The sequence below is a fragment of the Halorubrum sp. SP3 genome (assembly GCF_005435195.1).
Lineage (GTDB): Archaea > Halobacteriota > Halobacteria > Halobacteriales > Haloferacaceae > Halorubrum > Halorubrum sodomense.
In genome coordinates this window covers 109610-126326 of sequence record NZ_SGTU01000008.1, presented here as the reverse complement: position 1 = coordinate 126326, position 16717 = coordinate 109610, and the positions used below count along the sequence as shown (strand labels likewise).

The following is a 16717-nucleotide window of genomic DNA, read 5'->3' as shown; positions in this document are numbered from 1 at the left end:
CTCCCCAGCCTCGCGGTTCGCGCTCTCCGAGCGCTCACCGCGTCCCTCGCGGGCTAGCTCGCGGCCGCCGGTGGCGGCCGCTCGCAGGCGCGCCACCGCCTGCCATTTATAAGCAGTTGTCGCCGTCGCTCACGGTTATTTAAATACAATATCGCTGCTACCGATCTGCGATACTCACTCCCGCCATCGCTCATCCCTTCCTCTATATTGAACGGAACTGGGGCCGAATATGGTTCTTGTAGAGGGTTTCAACGGGGCCGCTCAGTCCAGCCGGACCGCCGCGCCGGTCTCGGAAGAGCGGTAGATCGCGTCGATGACGCGCTGGACGCGTAACCCCTCCTCGACGGTGTTGATCGCCGGCGCCTCGCCCGCGGCGACCGCCTCGAGGAAGGTCGCCTGCTCGGCGGCGTGGGCGTCGCCGTCGCGCGTCTCCACGGTCGCGTCCGAGAAGTGGTGGCCGCCGCCGACGGCGGCCTCGTGGACCGTGAGGTCGCCGCTGCCGCGGTCGAACGTCGCGCCCGCCTCGGTGCCGCGAACGACGAACTCGTCCGTCGCCGGGCGGTTCGTCGCCCACGCGACCTCCAGTGACACCGTGGAACCGTCCGCGCCGCGGATGAACGCGGACGCGGAGTCGTCGACGTCGAACCCCTCGGGGCCGGCGTCGTCGCCCCACATGTGGACGTACGCGTAGTCGTCGCGCCCGCCGAACTCCGAGCGCGTCTCGCCCGAGACCTCCACGACCTCGGGGTGGTCGAGGAAGTAGAGGGCGAGGTCGATCGCGTGGACGCCGATGTCGATGAGCGCGCCGCCGCCGGCGACGTCCGCGGACGTGAACCACGACCCGCGACCGGGGACGCCGCGCCGCCGCACGTAGTTCGCCTCGACGTGGGTGGTCTCGCCGAACCGCCCCTCGTCCTGGTAGTGTTTGATCACCCGGACCGGCTCCGCGAACCGGTTGTTGAACCCGACCATACAGAACCCCTCGGCCGCGCGGGCGGCGTCCGCAATGCGCTCGGCGCTCTCGAGCGAGTGCGCCAGCGGCTTCTCTAAGAGGACGTCGAGCCCGGCCGAAAGCGCCGAGGTCGCGTACTCCTCGTGGAAGCGGTTCGGCGTGGTAACCAACACGGCGTCGCACGCCTCGTAGAGGGCCGCTTCCTCCTCGTAGGCGGGGAGGTCGAACTCCTCGTGGAACCGCTCTCGGGCGTCCGCGTCGATGTCCATCCCGCCGACGAGGTTCGCGCCGCGCTCGGTGAGCTTCGTCGCGTGGTGGGACCCGATACCGCCGAGGCCGACGATCCCGACGGCGACGTCGTTCGGATGCGTCATGGACGGGATTCACAACGGGAGTTGTTAAGGCTCACGTCCCGTCGCGCGCGCCGCGAAAGCGACAGTTCGCCCCCCGGAACGACCGGATCACGCGGCCGGGAAGGCGATGACGGCGGCGATCGCGCCGTCGACGACCGCCGTCGCGCCGCCGACGACCGCCGTCGCGCCGTCGGTCATCGCGGGCGACAGCGAGTCGACGACGTCGAAGAGGTCACCGAGCGCGCCCGCGTTCTCGGCCAGCCCGTCGCGCGCGTCGAGGAGCGCCCGGAACCGCTCCGGTTCGCGAGCGAGGACGAACCGACCGACGGACGCGCCCGTGACGAGGAACGCAAGGGCGGCGAGCGCGCGCGATATCGCGAGCAGCTTCAAGAGGACGGGGAGCGCCAACGCCACCGCGAGCGCGGCGACGACTCCGGTCACGACCTCGCCGAGCGAGCCGCCGTCGGCGAGGTCGACGACGCCCGCGCCGGAGAGCAGGACGAAGCCGCCGACGGAGAGGGCCAACAACCCCCAAATGAACGCCGCCAACAGCCGGACTGGACCGTCGTAGCCCCTTCCGGGATCGTCCGGGACGTCGTCGTGAACCCACGGGTTTCGCATACGCGCACTCGGCGTCGGGCCCACATATAGATCGCTTCAGATCTCGGAAACGCTCGGTGTGAAACGGAGCGGTCACTCCCCGGGTCGGGGTCCCGTCATCCACTCGCTCGCCTGCGGCTCGTTCGGGTCGGTGACGACCTCGACGAGCGCGGGCCCGTCCCGAGTCCGAGCGCGCTCGACGGCGTCACCCACCGCGTCGCGCTCGCGGACGCGCTCGGCCGGCAGGCCCATACCCGACGCGACCGCGACGAGGTCGAGACCGGTCTCCCCCCAGCCGTAGGCCCCCTCGGAGAAGTCGTACGAGCGCGACGCCTCCTCGCTGATGATCGCGTAGTCGTCGTTGTTGAGCGCGACGACGGTGACGTCTATCCCCTCGCTCGCAAGCGTGTGAAGTTCGTGAACGCACATCATGAGCCCCCCGTCGCCGGTGAGCGCGACGGCGTCGCGGTCGGGGTTCGCCAGCTTGGCGCCGATCGCGGACGGGACCCCGGTGCCCATCGTCGCCCACGAGCCCGGGTTGACGTACGAGCGCGGCCCGGACGCGGGGAACGAGACGAGCGTCCACAGCCGGAACCCGCCGGCGTCGGCGGTGACGACCGCCTCCTCGGGGACCGCGTCGCGCACCGCCGAGAGGGCTTCGACCGAGCGGAGCGGGCGGTCGTCGCGGTCGCGGTCCTCGGAGAGCGCCGCGAACCGGTCGCGGTCGGCCGCGCGGACCGCCTCGGCGCGCTCGGCGCCGTCGCGGTCGCGAGGCCGCGCGCGCTCGTCGGCGAATTCCTCGTCGAGCGCGCGCAGGAAGCGGTCGGCGTCGGCGACGACGCCGAGGTCCGTCTCGTAGCCGAACCCCACGTCGTCGCCGTCGAGCGTGACGTGGATCAGCGTCTCCGGCATCGCGACGGACCACGAGGCGGTCGCGACCGCGTCGAGGTCGGAACCGACGACGAGCCCCGCGTCGGCGTCCGCGAGGAGGTCGCGGAACTCCGCGCTCGCTCCGCCACAGAGGACGCCCGCCGACAGGGGGTGCGTCTCCGGGAGCGTCCCCTTGCCCTTGTACGTCGTCACGACCGGCGCGTCCAGCGCCTCGGCGACCGCTCGGAGCGCGTCGCTCGCGTCCGATCGCCTGACGCCGCCGCCGGCGAGGACGACGGGCGCCGTCGCGTCGGTCAAGAGGTCGGCGGCCTCTGCGACCGCCTCCGCGGGCGGAGCCGGCGGTGGCGAGGGGCCGCAGTCGCCCACCGCCGGCTGGAGCGTGCGGCCCGCGAGGACGTCCTTCGGGATCCCGACGCGGACCGGGCCCTGCGGGTGTTCGCGGGCGGTCCGGATCGCCTCGGCGACCGCGGGGACCGCGCCCGCGGGCGAGTCCACGAGGACGTTCTCCTTGACGACCGTGTCGTACGTCTCCGGGGGCGTCTCGTGGATGCCGTCGCCGCCGCGCACTGAGCGCTCCGTCTCGACGGCGAGGTGGAGGAGAGGGACGCAGTCGTTCAGGGCGTTCTTCAGCCCGTTCATCGCGTTCGTGTCGCCCGGGCCGGGGACGACGCAGGTGGCGGCCATCGCGCCCGGCGCGCTCGTCTCGGCGTACCCCCACGCCTGATGGGGGACGGCGGTCTCGTGGCGGGCGACGACGAACCGCGCGTCGCGGTCGGCGAGCGCCCGGTTCAGCGGGAGGGTCTGCTTTCCGGGGATGCCGAAGACGGTGTCGACGCCGCGGTCGAGCATGGCGTCGACGACCGCCTCCGCGACGGTCGGGGGCTCGGCGTCCCTGTCGGCGGCGGGCGAAGGCTCGTCGGCGTCCATGTCGCGAAGTCGCCGGAGCGGGTGTTGAAAGCTTCGCCCGCCGACGGGCCGCGAGCGGTCGGCGGGGACCCGGCGGGGCGCGGTCGGGGGAACGCCTCGGAGGCGCGGCGACGTCTCCGGTCACACGTACACTTATGCTCGCGTGCGCTGACATATGGTATGTATGCGCTTACCAGAAACTCGTGACCTGTTCGCGAGGAAGCTACAGTTTCCGGCGCCCCGAGACGAGGTGCTGGAGACGGTCGGTGACACGGAGCTGTCGCCGCCGGACGGGGAGTCCACGACGATCCGGGCGGTCATCGATCGATCGGACGTCGAGACGTTCGACTCGGCGGACGACCTCTACGACACGCTGATGCTGCTCGTCGGCGCCCAGTTCATCGGCCGCCGGTACTACGACGACCGCGGCGGAATACCGGGGGACGAGGAGAATGAGGTGAGCTTCTGATGTCCGTCACGCTCGTGTCGGGAGTCAACGGCGTCGGTCTCTCGAGCGTCTGTCAGGCGGTCCGACGCGGACTCGGAGACGGGTACAAGCTGATCAACTTCGGGGACGTGATGCTCGAACAGGCGGCGACGATGGGCATCACGACCGAGCGGGCCCAACTCGGCACGCTCTCGCAGACCGAGACGCGTCGCCTCCAGCGTCGCGCGGGCGAGTTCGTCGCCGAGGAGGCGGAGACGACGAACGTGATCCTCTCGACGCACCTCGCGGTCGAAACGCAGACCGGCTACGTCCAGGGGCTCCCGGTCGAAGTGCTTCAGGACGTCTCGCCGGACGCGTTCGTCCTCGTGGAGGCGGAGCCGGCGACGATCCTCGAACGGCGGCGAGAGAGCGACCGCGACCTCGACGGAGTCACTGAACGTCAGATCGACTTCGAGCAGGACCTCAACCGCTCCGCGGCGCTCCAGTACGCGAGGGACCGGAACGCGCCCGTCCGGTTCGTCCAGAACGAGGGGGAGATCGAAGCGGCGGCCGAGCGCCTGACGGACTCGCTCTGACCGGGCGACCCGGGTCGACTCACGCCGCGGGCCGAGGGCACCGCGTCGCGGGCTACTCCGCCACGTTCGTCTCGCGGACGCGGACGCCCTTCCGACCGAGGTGGCGCATCTGGCGCTGGGCGAACTCCTCCTCGCTCGACCCGCGCGTCGCGAGGACGTAGACGAGCGCCGAGCCGGTCGGCCGCATCGTGCGACCGGCGCGCTGCGATCCCTGTCGGCGGGACCCGCCCAGCCCGCTCGCGACGACGGCGAGCTCGGCGTTCGGGAGGTCGATCCCCTCGTCGCCGACCCGGGAGACGACGAGGACGTCGAGGCCGTCGCCGTCGGTACCGTCAGTGCTGCTGTCCTCGGCCCGGAACCGGCGGAACAGCTCCGCCCGCTCGTGGTGGGGCGTCTCGCCGCTGATGAAGGGGGCCCCGAGCGCGTCGGCGATCGCGTCGCCGTGGTCGAGGTACTCGACGAAGACGAGCGCCTTCTTCTCGCGGTGGGCGGCGAGCAGGTAGCGGATCTCCTCGACCTTCGCGGGGTTCTCGGCCGCGAGCCGTCTGCGCTCCCGGCCGTCCGCGGCGGCGTACTCGTTGCGGGCCGTCTCGTCGCGCCACGGGACGTAGCGGATCTCCACTTCCGGCTCCTGGACGAAGCCCGCCTCGAAGAGGGAATCCCAGTCGGCGCCGATCGGCTGGCCGATCAGAGTGTAGACGTCTTCCTCGCTCCCGGTCTCGCTGACGGGCGTCGCGGAGAGCCCGAGCCGGTGTCGGCTCTGGAACTCGGCCGTCCGAGAGTAGACGGGAGCGGTGACGTGGTGCACCTCGTCGAAGCAGATCAGTCCCCACTCTCGGGAGTCGAAGAGGCTCCGGTGGCGGTCCATCCCGGCGATCTGGTAGGTCGCGATCGTGACGGGGCGGACGTCCTTCGTGCCCCCGTGATACAGTCCGACGTCCGCGGGGTCTATCGTGGAGTGGTCGAGCAGTTCCTCGCGCCACTGGTCAGCGAGTTCGCGGGAGGGGACCAAGATGAGGGTCTCGCCGCCCACGGCCGCGATCGTCGCGATCGCGGCGACGGTCTTGCCGGACCCGGGCGGCCCGACGTACACGCCCGACTTGCGGTCGAGGAACGTCTCGACCCAGGTCGCCTGGTACTCGCGGAGGTCGGTCGTGAGGTCGATCTCGACCGGGTCGCCGGTCTCAAGGTCGCGGTCGTCCTCGACGGGGTAGCCCGCGTCGTAGAGCGCGCGCTTCACCGCGGCGACGGCGTCCTCGTTGACCCACGCCTCGGTGTCCGAGATGGGCGCGCGGAGGTGGTCGTCGTCGAGGTGCTGGTCGGCGACGTTGCCCATCAGGTTCTCCGAGGCGGCCTCGAGCACCACGTAGCCGTCCGCGTGGGTGTACAGCCGGAACCGGTGCGCGCGGCGCCACTGGTCGCGCACCCACTCCTCGAGGTGCTCGAACCGCCGCGGCAGCACCGAGCGGAGCGCGTCGACGAGCGCGCCGGCGTCGTCGAACGGCGCGGCCCACACGTCCTCCTGCCGGATCCGGTAGAGGTACCCGCGGGTCCCCGGCTCGGTGCCGGTGGTGTCGACGAGCTGCGCGAACTGCGAGAGCCGCGCCCGGGTGTACTGCGTCGGGCGGTCGACGACGATCTCGCGGCGCTTCGGGAAGGCCACGACGCGCTCGCGGCTCGCCAGCGCGCCCCAGTCGCGCGGGTAGAAGACGACGGGGTCGGCCTCGACATCGAGCCGGTCCACGTCGCCGCGGTCGACGAGCGCGGCGAGCGCGTCGCGGGCCGCGGCCTGCGTCGTGCCGAGTCGCCGGGCGACCTCGCTCGCGGTCGCGACCGGGCGCTCCTCGGCTTCGAGCGCCTCGTGGAAGCGGTCTAAGGAGAGATCGTCGTCGGAGCTGTCGGGGTCGGGCGTCGCGTCGTCGTCGGGAGCGTCGCCTCCGGAGTCATCGCCGGCGTCGTCGCCGGTGTCGTCGGTCATCACCGCCGCTTCGGCCGCGACGCGGAAATGGATAGCGTCACTGGTCGACGCCCCGGCGGTCGACCGCCCCCGGCACAGTCAGCCGTCTCCGACACAAGACATATACGGCGGATTCGAAAAACCCCCGCCCCCATGCTCGACGCTGAATTCGAAGTGTGTACCGAGTGCGGCAACCTTCACATGGAAGGCGGGGCCGGTCCCCGTGACGTATCGGAGTGCGCGGTATGCGGCGGCCGCGTGAGCGACGTCGAACTCGACGACATCATCGGATTGTGAACGGGTCCGGCCGAGTCGACGCCGCCTCCGAAACGGCGGGCGGGTGTGTTATCTATAAATAACTGGGCCAGGGCGGGTTTGCTCGTCCGACGGCGGCCCGAGCGGCCGCGTCGTCACCGATCTGGCTGGATCGACTTCGGAAATTCAGCTGCTGTTTATACGTAACCACTCTCGCCATCGCGGAGAACACCTCTGAAGTCTCAACCGTTCGTTTATGAGTGGCTTCTGACGAATCGACGGTGAACGCCGCCGAAGTCCCACCCGACCGCAACCGCACCGCACCTCACGCCTCCCCAGCCTCGCGGTTCGCGCTCTGCGAGCGCTCACCACTTCCTCGCGCGTGCCGTCTCGCGGTCGTCGGAGCGACCGCTCGCAGGCACGCGCCGCCGCACAGCCGAGCCGTTCGCGAATCGCGTGAACACCCGGGAATTGCTTGGAAACAGAGCCGCCTGCTATCGTCCCGACGACCGCTGCCGACACCGTCGCGAGGTGATCCCCTCCTTCGAGCGGAACCGACAGCCGCAGTCGGTACAGCGCACGAAGGGGTCGCCGGGAGCGGTTTCGAGGCGGTGAGCGCCCACCTCGAACGGGCGGGTCACGGCCCGAGGTCGGATCCGGTCCGGAATCGGCGTCGAGGCCGACTCGCTCAGGGCGGCCCGCACGGCGATGGTGTCGACGTCGACCCCGTCCCACCGGGGCGCCTCGAGGGCGGCCTCGCGGTCCGCGACCTCGGTCCACCCGGTGACGACGACCGGGGAGTTCGTCTCCGTGTCGCTCACGACGACGACGAAGCGGACGCCGCCCTCGACGAGGGCGAACCGCCAGCCGTCGGTGTTGTTCCACCGGAGCTGTCCGCTCCGGATCGCGTCGCTCACGGTGCGCGTCGAGACGTACCGACCCGGCTGTTCGAGCCGCTCGCGGAAGTGGTCGGTGAGCGCGTAGAGGGAGGGGTCGCGTACCGGAGGGTCCTCCGGCGTTCGGGCGGACGCCTCTCCGCCGTTGGCGGAATCGACCGACCGATAGTCCGTGGGTCGGTCGGGTCGGCCGGCCCGCTCGCGGCGGCGCGCCGGCGACTCCGGCGGCGACCGAGGCCGCACGTCGTCCTCTCGGCTCGCGGCGGCGGTCGTGGAAGCGGTCCGACGCTCCGTCGATCCGGGCCCGAGGGGCTCCGCGTCCCCCGACCCGCCCTGTCGGGATGCCACTACGACACCGTACCGAGCGCGCTCTTAAGTGTGTTACGCCGACGCAGGGGAAGCGCCCGTTTCGACCCCGAACCGGCGGAACGACTCGCAGGCATCGCCGTCGCCGTCGGCGTCGAGGGCGTGCGGGTCGCCCGGCGACCGGTCGAGGACCGCGTTCGCCTCCGCCCGCGTGTCGAAGTCGCCGCAGTCGTAGTCGCCGTCGGGCGGCAGCGGCGGGAGGTCCGCGTCGTCGACCTCGCTCGGCTCGGTGGGGTAGTCCGACTCGTCGAACGCCCAGAGCCCCGCCCCGCGCTCCATCGCGTCCGCCTCGGCCGCTGCGTACGCGTCGCGCAGCGCGAACTCGGTGTCGTACAGCCGCGCGTACCCCTCCGTGAGCAGGCGCTCGTTGAAGTCCTCGCCGTCCACGTACAGCACCGCGAGCAGGCGCCCGTAGCTCCCCCGGCGGTCGCCGCCGGTCACGACCGTGACCGCCTCGCCGGCGAGCTCCGACGCCGCGAACGCCGACGCCTCGTCGCCCCACGCCCGGAGGTGCGCCCGGCCGGCGTCCGTGTCCGGGATGCCCTCGAACTCGCCGGGCGAGTTCGACGCCCTCGTCTCGGGCGTGTCGACGCCGAGCAGTCTGACGGTGTCCACCTCGCCGTTCGGGAACTCGACCGCCATCGTGTCGCCGTCGACGACGCGGACGACGGCGCCGGTCCAGGCGGTGTCGTCAGGATCGTTCGGATCGACGCCGTTGGGATTGTCGGGCGGCGAGTCGAGGTCGGCGGGCGGCGAGTCGGTGCCGACGTCCGGGACCGGCGCGCCGGCGCAGCCGGTGAACACGACGAGGAGGACGACGGCGATCGACCGCCAGTGAAGGCTCATACCCGCTCGTCGCCGGGAGTCGTGAAAAATCGGGTGGTGGTGTCGTCCGCCTCGCGCTCGACCGGGATCAGCCCTCGGGCTTGTCGACGATCACGCAGGGGTTGGCCCGACCGATCGAGCGCCAGTCGTCCTCGTCGACCGCCTTCCAGAAGCTCCGGGGCCTCCGAGAGAGGGCGTCCTCGATCGCCTCGTAGGTGAGGAGGTTCTCGCCGTCGAGCACGAGCTCGAATCGCTCGGGATCGATGTCCGGGTCCTCCAAGTACGCCCGTCTGGTGCGGCGGTTCGGGTAGTTGAAGATCAGGCGCCCGCCGGGCGTAACCCGTGAGTACAGCGCGTCGAGGGCCGACCGGACGTCCGCGACGTAGTGGAGCGTGGCGATGCACGTGACGCACTCGAACCGGCGGTCGACGTCCAACTCCGGGAGCCGCGCCGTCTCGAACCGCAGGGCGTCGGCCCCGCGCTCGTCGGCGATCGATCGGTTCCGTCGAACGACGGACGCGGCCGCATCGTATCCGAACAGGGTCGTGTCCGGGTGACGGCGGGCGGCCTCGAACAGCATGAACGCCGGACCGCAGCCGACGTCGGCCAGCGACGCGGGGAACCCGTCGAAGAGCCGCTCCAGTCGGTTGACCATCCGCTCGCCGGCGACGCGCATCTCGTCTAACTCGTCCCGGTCCGTCGCCTCCCAGTGGGCGTCCCAGTCGATGGTCGACGGAAACGACATCGGCACGCGCACGGTGTGCGCCGGTTGAAATCAACGCTTCGGCGCTTCGCCACTGGTAAGAAACTCGGTCAGCAACCGCGAGCGATAGCGAGCGGTTGCTGAGTGTCAGTCCGCCCTCCCCGAATTGAACTCCGAAAGACGTGCTCGCTACGCTGCGCGCGACTTCCGAGCCCTCGTTCGCTTCGCTCACGAGGACGGGGGACAAGCCGATCTCCAGCCACTACAAACCGGCTGAAAAGGAAGTCCGCCCTCCCCGAACGTGGCATCTCTGGTTTCGCTACCCGTCGCTCGCCGTCTGCGTGCTTGTCGATTCATATGTCGAAGTACCTCCGTCGCTGCGCCGCTTTCTCGCGCTCGCTGCGCCGATCGTAGTGCTTGTCGAGGACATCGTCGCTCGCGTTCAGTCGGTCCTCGACGAGGTCGCGCTTCACGTTCGCTCGCCGGTACGCCGTCACCCTGCCACTCCGCACGTCGTGGGGCGAGCGTGCGGACGGACAGCGGCTCATGTGGCCGCTCTCCGTGAACTCGCAGGTGTCGGGGTCCTCGTCGTGGGGGCACGCCTCGCCGCGCCAGCAGGGGCGCGTTACGCGGTACAGCGTGCTCCGGATCGACGAGGAACTGATACGCCCCTGACTGGTCGACAGGAGCGGCCGTCGGCCGTGTTCGTCGGTCGCCTCCTTTCGCGGGCCGTCGATGTAGTCGCGGAGGACCGTCGCTACCTCCTGACTGATCGCGTTCCAGCGCGTTCCGGGCCCCTTGTTCTTGAGGGGTGTGCCGGTGTCCGGTCGATGGACGAAGTGGACCGCCGGCCCCTCGCCGCGGGCTCGGGTGCCGTCGAGATCGAGGTCGCCGAGATCGAGGCCGCGTATCGCGCCCGACCGGCATCCGGTGTGCCACAGCAGCAGGAGGATGACGTGCTGGCGGCTGGCGTATTTGTACTTGTCCAGGTGCTCCAGAATCGCGACGGCGCGATCCGGGTCGAGCGTGCTGTCGCTCACCTGCTCGTCGCGGCCCGCGACTGGGAGCGGCAGCTTGTCCCAGAGTTCGTCCTCGACGGCGTCTATCGTCACGCAGAACCGGAGGAACGCGCGCACCGTCGCGAGCGTTCCCCGGAGCGTGACGGTCTCGATCTCCTCGCCGGAGTAGCCGCCGTCGCGTCGCCAAACGCGGAACTCGTAGAGGTCGCGGCCGGACAGCTCGTTCATGTTCGTGAGGCCCACCTCGTCGGTCCACGCCACGAAGGCGCGGAGGTCGTAGAGCTGGGACTCGCGGGTGTTCTCGCTGATGTCGTCGCGGCCTCGCAGGTAGAGGTCGACCGCTTTCGACGGCTCGATCGGTTCGAGGTCCGCCACTACGCGACCACCTCGCCGGTTCTGAACTCGCTCGGTTCGATCCCCTCGCGACGGCGCGCGAGGTCGACGGTCGCGGTGTCGGTCGCGAGCGGGGAGACCGCTGTCTCGACCGTTCTGGTTCCGTGTGCGGTGCGTAGCTTGACGACGCGAGTCACCGCGTCGTCGCCTCTCCGCACGTCGGGGACGCTTCGCGTGGCGGCGCGCTCCGCACGCTTTTTACGGTCGCTCGCGTTGTCTTCGACGGGCCCTGAGGGTGTCTCGTTAGGTTGGGTCATCACGCGGGGCCCTTCTTCGATTCGCCGTCCGCCGAACTGAGCGACTGCTCCGGCACCGCGAACGGCGAGTCGTCGGCTTGCCGGATCAGGAAGCGGATGTACTCAGCACGGCTCATTCCGTGTTCTTCGGCCTGTTCGGTCACGTCGTCGACCATCTCCATCGGCATGTTGACGGTCACATTGACTGATAGCGCCATGCGCCCCTACCTTTGTAGGTGACTAACTTAATCATTGCGTCTATGAGTAGTATACAAACTGCGTAGGTTATTCAACAGCCGCAGTTAATCACTTTCCATGGGATCGAGTACGGAAGGTAGTGATGGCCAAACCACTGTTTCGACGCATGTCACAGAGGAATTTGTGGAGGAATTCGATCGGGCTCTAAAAATGGCACAGATTGAGGGAGATATCTCAATGGATGTTTCCCGGGCAGAAGCTCTACGACGACTTATGAAAAAGGGAATAGAAGATCCCTCTCTGTTTGCGGAAACAAATCAAGAGTAGCAAAAATACAGATTAGTGACTAAATTGAGAGCTATCAGTTAGTTTGCCAGTTTCACCAATCCACGAACATTTTTACCATGACGAGACAAGGTGGGCGTAAGGAGACGAGCAGAACGAATGAAAATCCCTCAAGACGAATACGACATTGAGTCTTTCTGTCAGACTCTGATAGACAGAAGTCCAGACAAGACCTTCGAGGGGTACCACTACAACCACGTCAAAGTCTATTTTTATCTTACTGAGGAAGACTGGCTGACTAACTTCCAAGAAAATTATCAGATCGAGCAGCTTGGAGAAATATATAAGATCACCGGGGAGTACGTTAGTCGGGGCGGAGAAACTGAGCGACCGGTCTACTACGCTCACTACTACGATGACTCTCTCCTAATGCTTTTCACGGCTACAACAGAGGAAGCCAAAGAGAATACAGTCGACCTCACGATTCGGCGCAGTTCGACGATTGGTGAGATGCCAATCGTGCCTCAGGATTTCCAAAAGATGCACCACATGGTTCTGGATCAGCATCCTGATATTCGGATCACGAGCTTCAAATCGCGCCGTATTCCTGATCTTGCCGAGGCGGATATTCGTCCTGACTATGACCGAGAAATCATATACAACGGGGATGATGGGCGTCAGACCCTCCAAGAGTTTAGAGAGTATTACGGTGTAGTCCCTATTAGAGTCGAATACCGCGGAGAGGAGATCGAGTTTAAAATTAATAAGAACGGTAAGTTCACGCTGAAGCGAACGAACGCAGAGAACTTCACGCTCTTATTCGATCTGATCCGGGAGATTCAGGATCACGTTTTAGATATTCAAGAGGTGAGTCAACGGATCAAATTTCGAACCGAGCGGCGGGGGTCAGGAAACCTTGAGTTGGAACTCGCTGACGTAACCGCCGGACAAATTGATTTCCACAAATCGTTTAATTTGCTGATGGCAGAGGAGTTCGTCGAATCAGCGGGTGAGAAAAACTACCGGCAATTCACATTTACAGACGTCTCCAAAGAAGCTGGTTCGCTTGATTTCTCTGCAACAGTCACAGATGAGATCCGTGAAGCGACGTTCAATATCAGCGCAACTGAGGACTCAATGAAGATTGTTCCAAAACACGATTGTGAATTCCCAACAATCGTTCAATTCTACCACCTCATCACAGAAACTGTTGACGAACGCGCAACTATCGATATATTCGACAGCGAATCTGCTTATGCCGAAACCACTGCCTGAGAATGAGCATAGATCCTCCAGATAGTGTCCCCGAGCATTGGCATGATGAGTTCGCAGACCGATATCTGGAGATCCGGAAGGAGAGGCTTGAACAATATCATGAAGAGGAACAACGTGATCGGATTGAACGGAGCTTAAAAAAAGAGCAAGAGCACCGCAAGCTCCTCAATATGTGTATATTTCCTTTCAGTAGTAGTCCCTCTCCATCGGATTTTCGATTTCTTCGGGCAGATCCCTTGGAAGAGAAGGGCTTACCAAACTTCGATTTCTTGCTGTGGGATTTTGAGGGGCAGGCCATATTCGGTGAGGCGAAGGCCAACATCGCTCAGGGCCCAGTAAGCCTTCTGAATGAGGTTCGTGAGCAAAGACAAGTTGTCGAGGATAACATGGAGTACATCGTTGAGAAATACTTAGGTGAGGAACCTAGACACGTTGAGTACGTTCTTGCCACTTTCGCTGGTGACGCAGATCAAATTACTCGAAAAGCAATCAGCGAAAGTCGGGACGTAGTAACATGGGCGATTCACCAGATGGAGAAGAGCATATCAGTTAACACTGTTCTACCGTCAGAAAACGATATTCCAGATGGTGAGAGCCTTGATGATGTCAATCTCCGAATCAAGCACTCAAAAAGAGAATTAAACAGTACACTCTCTCGTGCCAAATCTACTGAAGGCAGCTTCAATCTGTTTCCAGAGTCTGACCCTGTGACAAAACTCCGGACAATAATAACCGCACGCTACTCTGAGGGGGGACATTGTTTCGTAAATGTCCAAGAGATTTCCGACATTGTGGACAGTGATCTTTTTTATCTAGAAGAGTCCAAGCGAGAGGAAATTGTGGATGAAATTGTTGAACAGGGTCTTGAAATAGGGTTCCTGAGGGAATACGACGAAACAGATGCGGACTACAAAATTGTTTCCCGATACACCCACAGCGATGGGTTGGAAGACACTCTCAGAAGGAAGTGGATCGACTCGCAGATCGACCAAGATATTGAAGAAATCGAAAAAGAGTGTGAGCGGCTTGCGGCAAAAGAAGTAAACAGGCAAACACAGCTTTGGGATTACCTAGACAGTGAAACTATGGTGTGAATAATTCTATGAAGGTCTAAGACTGGATTCCAGAGCTCATATCTTTGGTAGCGAGGTACTCTTTCATTTGATTTATTTCCGCCTGTAGATTCTCAATCTGCTCCTGTAACCGCTGTCGCTCCAGCTCGGCCTCGATGTACAGCGAGAGGTCCATCCCTCGCCGCGGCGACGCCGGCTCCAGGTAATCAGCGGCGCCAGCGTTGGCGCCCATCATCCCCAGCACCTCGCCGAACGCCATCTCCGCCTCCGGCCGGAGCATCCGCCGGAAATCCTCGAGTTCCTTCGCGCGCTGCTCAACAATCATCTGCTGCGTCCTACTTGGGGGCACACCTTGGCCAAGCAGGTGTTTAAATAAAGACATAAGCCATATGCGGTGAGTAAAAGTGAAACATGTCTCTCCAATCCGCCTATCGCGAGGATCTGCGTGAATTGGTCGCCGCGCTCGACGATCGTGGGATCTTCCGCCCCGGTGAACGTGAAGCGTGGGAGGAGGGGATCGAGGAGGCCGACGATATGAGCGAGCTGATGATTACGGGTGAGGCGCTACACGCGGCGATGGTCGATCGGGAGGGCATCGACGAGGTCGTTAGCGAGCATACTGAGGAGCGGACGCAGGCGTTTGTGTAGCTTTTTGGAAGACGTTCGCTCCCCTAACCGCATTCAGAGATCGCTATTTTACTGGTTCTGTCTGATCAGTCAACTGATCTTTAAATAGCTCATCAATGAGTTCGAGTAAACGCTCACGAAGCGTGTTAACATCTGTTTTGAGCGTGCTACCGTCCTTATGATGAGCCATCCACCGACGTTCGGCACCATTGACCCTATCTAGGTAGCTAATCGTGCGCTGACTCGCTGGTGTGTTATGTCGGATTCCGTCTACAAGATTTGAATACTTGTAGAGTACACCGGCATCGGATTTTTCGTGTTCAATGACATCTTTATCTCCCGTCCGCTTCAGATAATCTATTATAACCCATTCAATGCCGTGAATGTAGCAACTTAGTGCGGCGTTGAGGTGATCCCGTTGGAAGCTGGAATCACCCTCGTCAATGTACTGTATCGCGGTTCTACCATGTTCTGTCTCTCTGAGAATGTCCCGATATTTCTGTTCAAGAGAGTTGTCAAGCAATTCTGCTTCTGTGTGTGGTTCTTGGAATGTTTCTGCTTCAACTCTCCGAGCATACTTTGTGATTCTTTGCTTCGTCGTGCTGATAGCACTCTTCACGTCATATTCTTCATTAGAATCAAGCATTCCCTGATGCTGTTGTTGTAGCAACACAGGTCGCGCAATTACTTCGATTTCGTACCCCTCAGTTCCATTCTGGATAGAGATAGTTCGAAAGTGAAAGTCGATTTCAAACGGGATGTCAGCGCGTTTTCGTTTAAGACGGTCATGGTATTTATCAGTAAGAATATCTTGTTTCTCTCTCTCCGGAGCAAGGCCCAGTTTTTCTCTGAATTTGAATGAGAGTGGCAGTTCTGGCTTTGTGATTTCTAAGCGGAAAGTCATGGTACGGGACTCAGGCAGAAATGGAAGGTCTCCTTGATTGACCCGCTTGTATCCATCTTGTAATACGGTTCTGCTAAGATACTTTTTAATATTGGAAAGAGCGGCTTCCTCGTGCTCGCCAGGTATGAAGTAATTTGCTTTAACGATGATCTCATCGGGATCAAGAGGAGGCTTCATACTCATACTAACTGGTCAACGAATTGTTTAGGTAAAAAATGTGTGCTATGATTGATATACTAACTATATTCAATAGACAGTGTATATCACGCGTCCTTTCCTTCAGAAAAGACTGATCAAAAGCCCTCTATTCGCTTTACGATAGGGTAAACAGCCTTTTTCCACACCTGATCGAGCGGTGTCGGATACGGCGTCATGTGCTCGATCACGTCGTCGAGCGCGACCAGCAGGCCGATGAACGCAAAGCCCGCGCCCGTCGCCGGGTAGTACGGCCAGATCGACGCGAACCCGAACAGCGACAGCGCCACGCCCACGTAGAAGTGGTGAGGCGCCAGCGCGTCCCCGTCCGGCTCCTCCTCGGGGTCGAACACCTCACTCATCGGCGGCCTCGTCAGTCGCCTGCTTCATCGCTTCCTGCTCTTCTGTCCCCGGCGGGGGCCGGTACGGGAGCTGCGAGAGCATCGCTCGACCGAACCCGCGGAACCGCTCCTGCGCGTAGTAGACCGGCGCCATCGCGCCGACCATGAACGCCAGCACGACCGCCGCGATCGTCGTGAGGTTGGTGCCGGCCGCCGAGACGAACGGTTCGATCACAGGTGACCCTCCTCCTCCAGCACCTCGCGATGCCGAAGGACCATCTCCACGAGCCCGTTCCACGCCTCGTTTTGCTCGGCGCCGAAGATCGTCCGCAGTATCCGTTTCTGGTTCCGCCACATGGAGACCGCGATCCCCAGCGTCCCGACGGCCGCGGTCGCCGTAATCGCGGCCGCTACTGCGATCACGTACTGAACGGTTGGAGTCAC

General features: G+C 64.1%; 22 protein-coding genes. 7 read left to right on the top strand and 15 right to left on the bottom strand.

Features of this window, described 5'->3' with window-relative positions:
* Positions 1-261 precede the first annotated feature (261 nt).
* The 3 genes from EXE42_RS08465 to EXE42_RS08455 form a co-directional block, all read right to left on the bottom strand.
* Positions 262-1326, bottom strand: coding sequence for a Gfo/Idh/MocA family protein (locus tag EXE42_RS08465; protein WP_137706314.1), 1065 nt, complete (start codon positions 1324-1326; stop codon positions 262-264).
* Positions 1327-1413: 87 nt separating this feature from the next.
* A complete protein-coding gene (locus tag EXE42_RS08460) occupies positions 1414-1926 on the bottom strand; it encodes a hypothetical protein (RefSeq protein WP_092924194.1) in 513 nt (170 codons plus the stop codon).
* A 72-nt stretch (positions 1927-1998) separates the two neighbouring features.
* Positions 1999-3723, bottom strand: a complete 1725-nt coding sequence (locus tag EXE42_RS08455; RefSeq protein WP_137706313.1) for a thiamine pyrophosphate-binding protein — start codon at positions 3721-3723, stop codon at positions 1999-2001.
* A gap of 163 nt (positions 3724-3886) precedes the next feature.
* On the opposite strand from EXE42_RS08455, the gene EXE42_RS08450 reads away from it, so the two are divergent.
* Entirely contained in the window at positions 3887-4171 is a 285-nt protein-coding gene (locus tag EXE42_RS08450; RefSeq protein WP_092924188.1) for a hypothetical protein, read from the top strand.
* Positions 4171-4725, top strand: coding sequence for an adenylate kinase (locus EXE42_RS08445; RefSeq protein ID WP_092924185.1), 555 nt, complete (start codon positions 4171-4173; stop codon positions 4723-4725). Before EXE42_RS08450 ends, EXE42_RS08445 begins: the two co-directional genes overlap by 1 nt.
* Before the next feature lie 52 nt (positions 4726-4777).
* On the opposite strand, the gene EXE42_RS08440 is transcribed toward EXE42_RS08445, so the two are convergent.
* Positions 4778-6703, bottom strand: a complete 1926-nt coding sequence (locus EXE42_RS08440) for a DEAD/DEAH box helicase (protein WP_137706312.1) — start codon at positions 6701-6703, stop codon at positions 4778-4780.
* A 132-nt stretch (positions 6704-6835) separates the two neighbouring features.
* Between EXE42_RS08440 and EXE42_RS19275 the strand changes: the two genes are divergently transcribed.
* Positions 6836-6979 (top strand): hypothetical protein, encoded by a 144-nt coding sequence (locus EXE42_RS19275; protein WP_017344624.1) that lies wholly within the window; start codon positions 6836-6838, stop codon positions 6977-6979.
* A 452-nt stretch (positions 6980-7431) separates the two neighbouring features.
* On the opposite strand, the gene EXE42_RS08435 is transcribed toward EXE42_RS19275, so the two are convergent.
* From EXE42_RS08435 to EXE42_RS08410, 6 genes are all read right to left on the bottom strand, one after another.
* Complete coding sequence (locus EXE42_RS08435) at positions 7432-8181, bottom strand: hypothetical protein (RefSeq protein WP_137706311.1); 750 nt, start codon at positions 8179-8181, stop codon at positions 7432-7434.
* Between the two features lie 33 nt (positions 8182-8214).
* Positions 8215-9045 carry a thermonuclease family protein gene (locus EXE42_RS08430; protein ID WP_137706310.1) on the bottom strand — a complete coding sequence of 277 codons (831 nt, stop codon included), beginning with the start codon at positions 9043-9045 and terminating at the stop codon, positions 8215-8217.
* Between the two features lie 67 nt (positions 9046-9112).
* On the bottom strand, positions 9113-9769 hold the full coding sequence (locus tag EXE42_RS08425) for a trans-aconitate 2-methyltransferase (RefSeq protein ID WP_092924173.1): 657 nt from the start codon (positions 9767-9769) through the stop codon (positions 9113-9115).
* 311 nt (positions 9770-10080) lie between these two features.
* Entirely contained in the window at positions 10081-11121 is a 1041-nt protein-coding gene (locus tag EXE42_RS08420; RefSeq protein WP_137706309.1) for a site-specific integrase, read from the bottom strand.
* Positions 11121-11396 carry a hypothetical protein gene (locus EXE42_RS08415; RefSeq protein WP_137706308.1) on the bottom strand — a complete coding sequence of 92 codons (276 nt, stop codon included), beginning with the start codon at positions 11394-11396 and terminating at the stop codon, positions 11121-11123. The genes EXE42_RS08420 and EXE42_RS08415 overlap by 1 nt, the downstream gene beginning before the upstream one ends.
* Complete coding sequence (locus EXE42_RS08410; RefSeq protein ID WP_137693500.1) at positions 11396-11593, bottom strand: ribbon-helix-helix domain-containing protein; 198 nt, start codon at positions 11591-11593, stop codon at positions 11396-11398. The genes EXE42_RS08415 and EXE42_RS08410 overlap by 1 nt, the downstream gene beginning before the upstream one ends.
* A gap of 97 nt (positions 11594-11690) precedes the next feature.
* Between EXE42_RS08410 and EXE42_RS08405 the strand changes: the two genes are divergently transcribed.
* From EXE42_RS08405 to EXE42_RS08390, 3 genes are all read left to right on the top strand, one after another.
* The gene (locus tag EXE42_RS08405; protein WP_137695043.1) at positions 11691-11900 is read left to right on the top strand and encodes a hypothetical protein; all 210 of its coding nucleotides are present in this window, start codon (positions 11691-11693) and stop codon (positions 11898-11900) included.
* Positions 11901-11990: 90 nt separating this feature from the next.
* Complete coding sequence (locus EXE42_RS08395) at positions 11991-13133, top strand: hypothetical protein (RefSeq protein WP_158293699.1); 1143 nt, start codon at positions 11991-11993, stop codon at positions 13131-13133.
* Between the two features lie 2 nt (positions 13134-13135).
* A complete protein-coding gene (locus tag EXE42_RS08390) occupies positions 13136-14227 on the top strand; it encodes a hypothetical protein (RefSeq protein ID WP_137694949.1) in 1092 nt (363 codons plus the stop codon).
* A gap of 16 nt (positions 14228-14243) precedes the next feature.
* On the opposite strand, the gene EXE42_RS08385 is transcribed toward EXE42_RS08390, so the two are convergent.
* Positions 14244-14531, bottom strand: a complete 288-nt coding sequence (locus EXE42_RS08385; protein ID WP_137694950.1) for a hypothetical protein — start codon at positions 14529-14531, stop codon at positions 14244-14246.
* An 86-nt stretch (positions 14532-14617) separates the two neighbouring features.
* Between EXE42_RS08385 and EXE42_RS08380 the strand changes: the two genes are divergently transcribed.
* On the top strand, positions 14618-14854 hold the full coding sequence (locus EXE42_RS08380; RefSeq protein ID WP_137706306.1) for a hypothetical protein: 237 nt from the start codon (positions 14618-14620) through the stop codon (positions 14852-14854).
* 43 nt (positions 14855-14897) lie between these two features.
* Here the strand turns inward: EXE42_RS08380 and EXE42_RS08375 are convergent, their stop codons facing one another.
* From EXE42_RS08375 to EXE42_RS08360, 4 genes are all read right to left on the bottom strand, one after another.
* Positions 14898-15920 carry a hypothetical protein gene (locus EXE42_RS08375; protein WP_137706305.1) on the bottom strand — a complete coding sequence of 341 codons (1023 nt, stop codon included), beginning with the start codon at positions 15918-15920 and terminating at the stop codon, positions 14898-14900.
* A gap of 110 nt (positions 15921-16030) precedes the next feature.
* A complete protein-coding gene (locus EXE42_RS08370; protein ID WP_137706304.1) occupies positions 16031-16294 on the bottom strand; it encodes a hypothetical protein in 264 nt (87 codons plus the stop codon).
* Positions 16287-16508 (bottom strand): hypothetical protein, encoded by a 222-nt coding sequence (locus tag EXE42_RS08365; RefSeq protein ID WP_137706303.1) that lies wholly within the window; start codon positions 16506-16508, stop codon positions 16287-16289. Before EXE42_RS08365 ends, EXE42_RS08370 begins: the two co-directional genes overlap by 8 nt.
* Positions 16505-16717, bottom strand: coding sequence for a hypothetical protein (locus tag EXE42_RS08360; protein ID WP_137706302.1), 213 nt, complete (start codon positions 16715-16717; stop codon positions 16505-16507). The genes EXE42_RS08365 and EXE42_RS08360 overlap by 4 nt, the downstream gene beginning before the upstream one ends.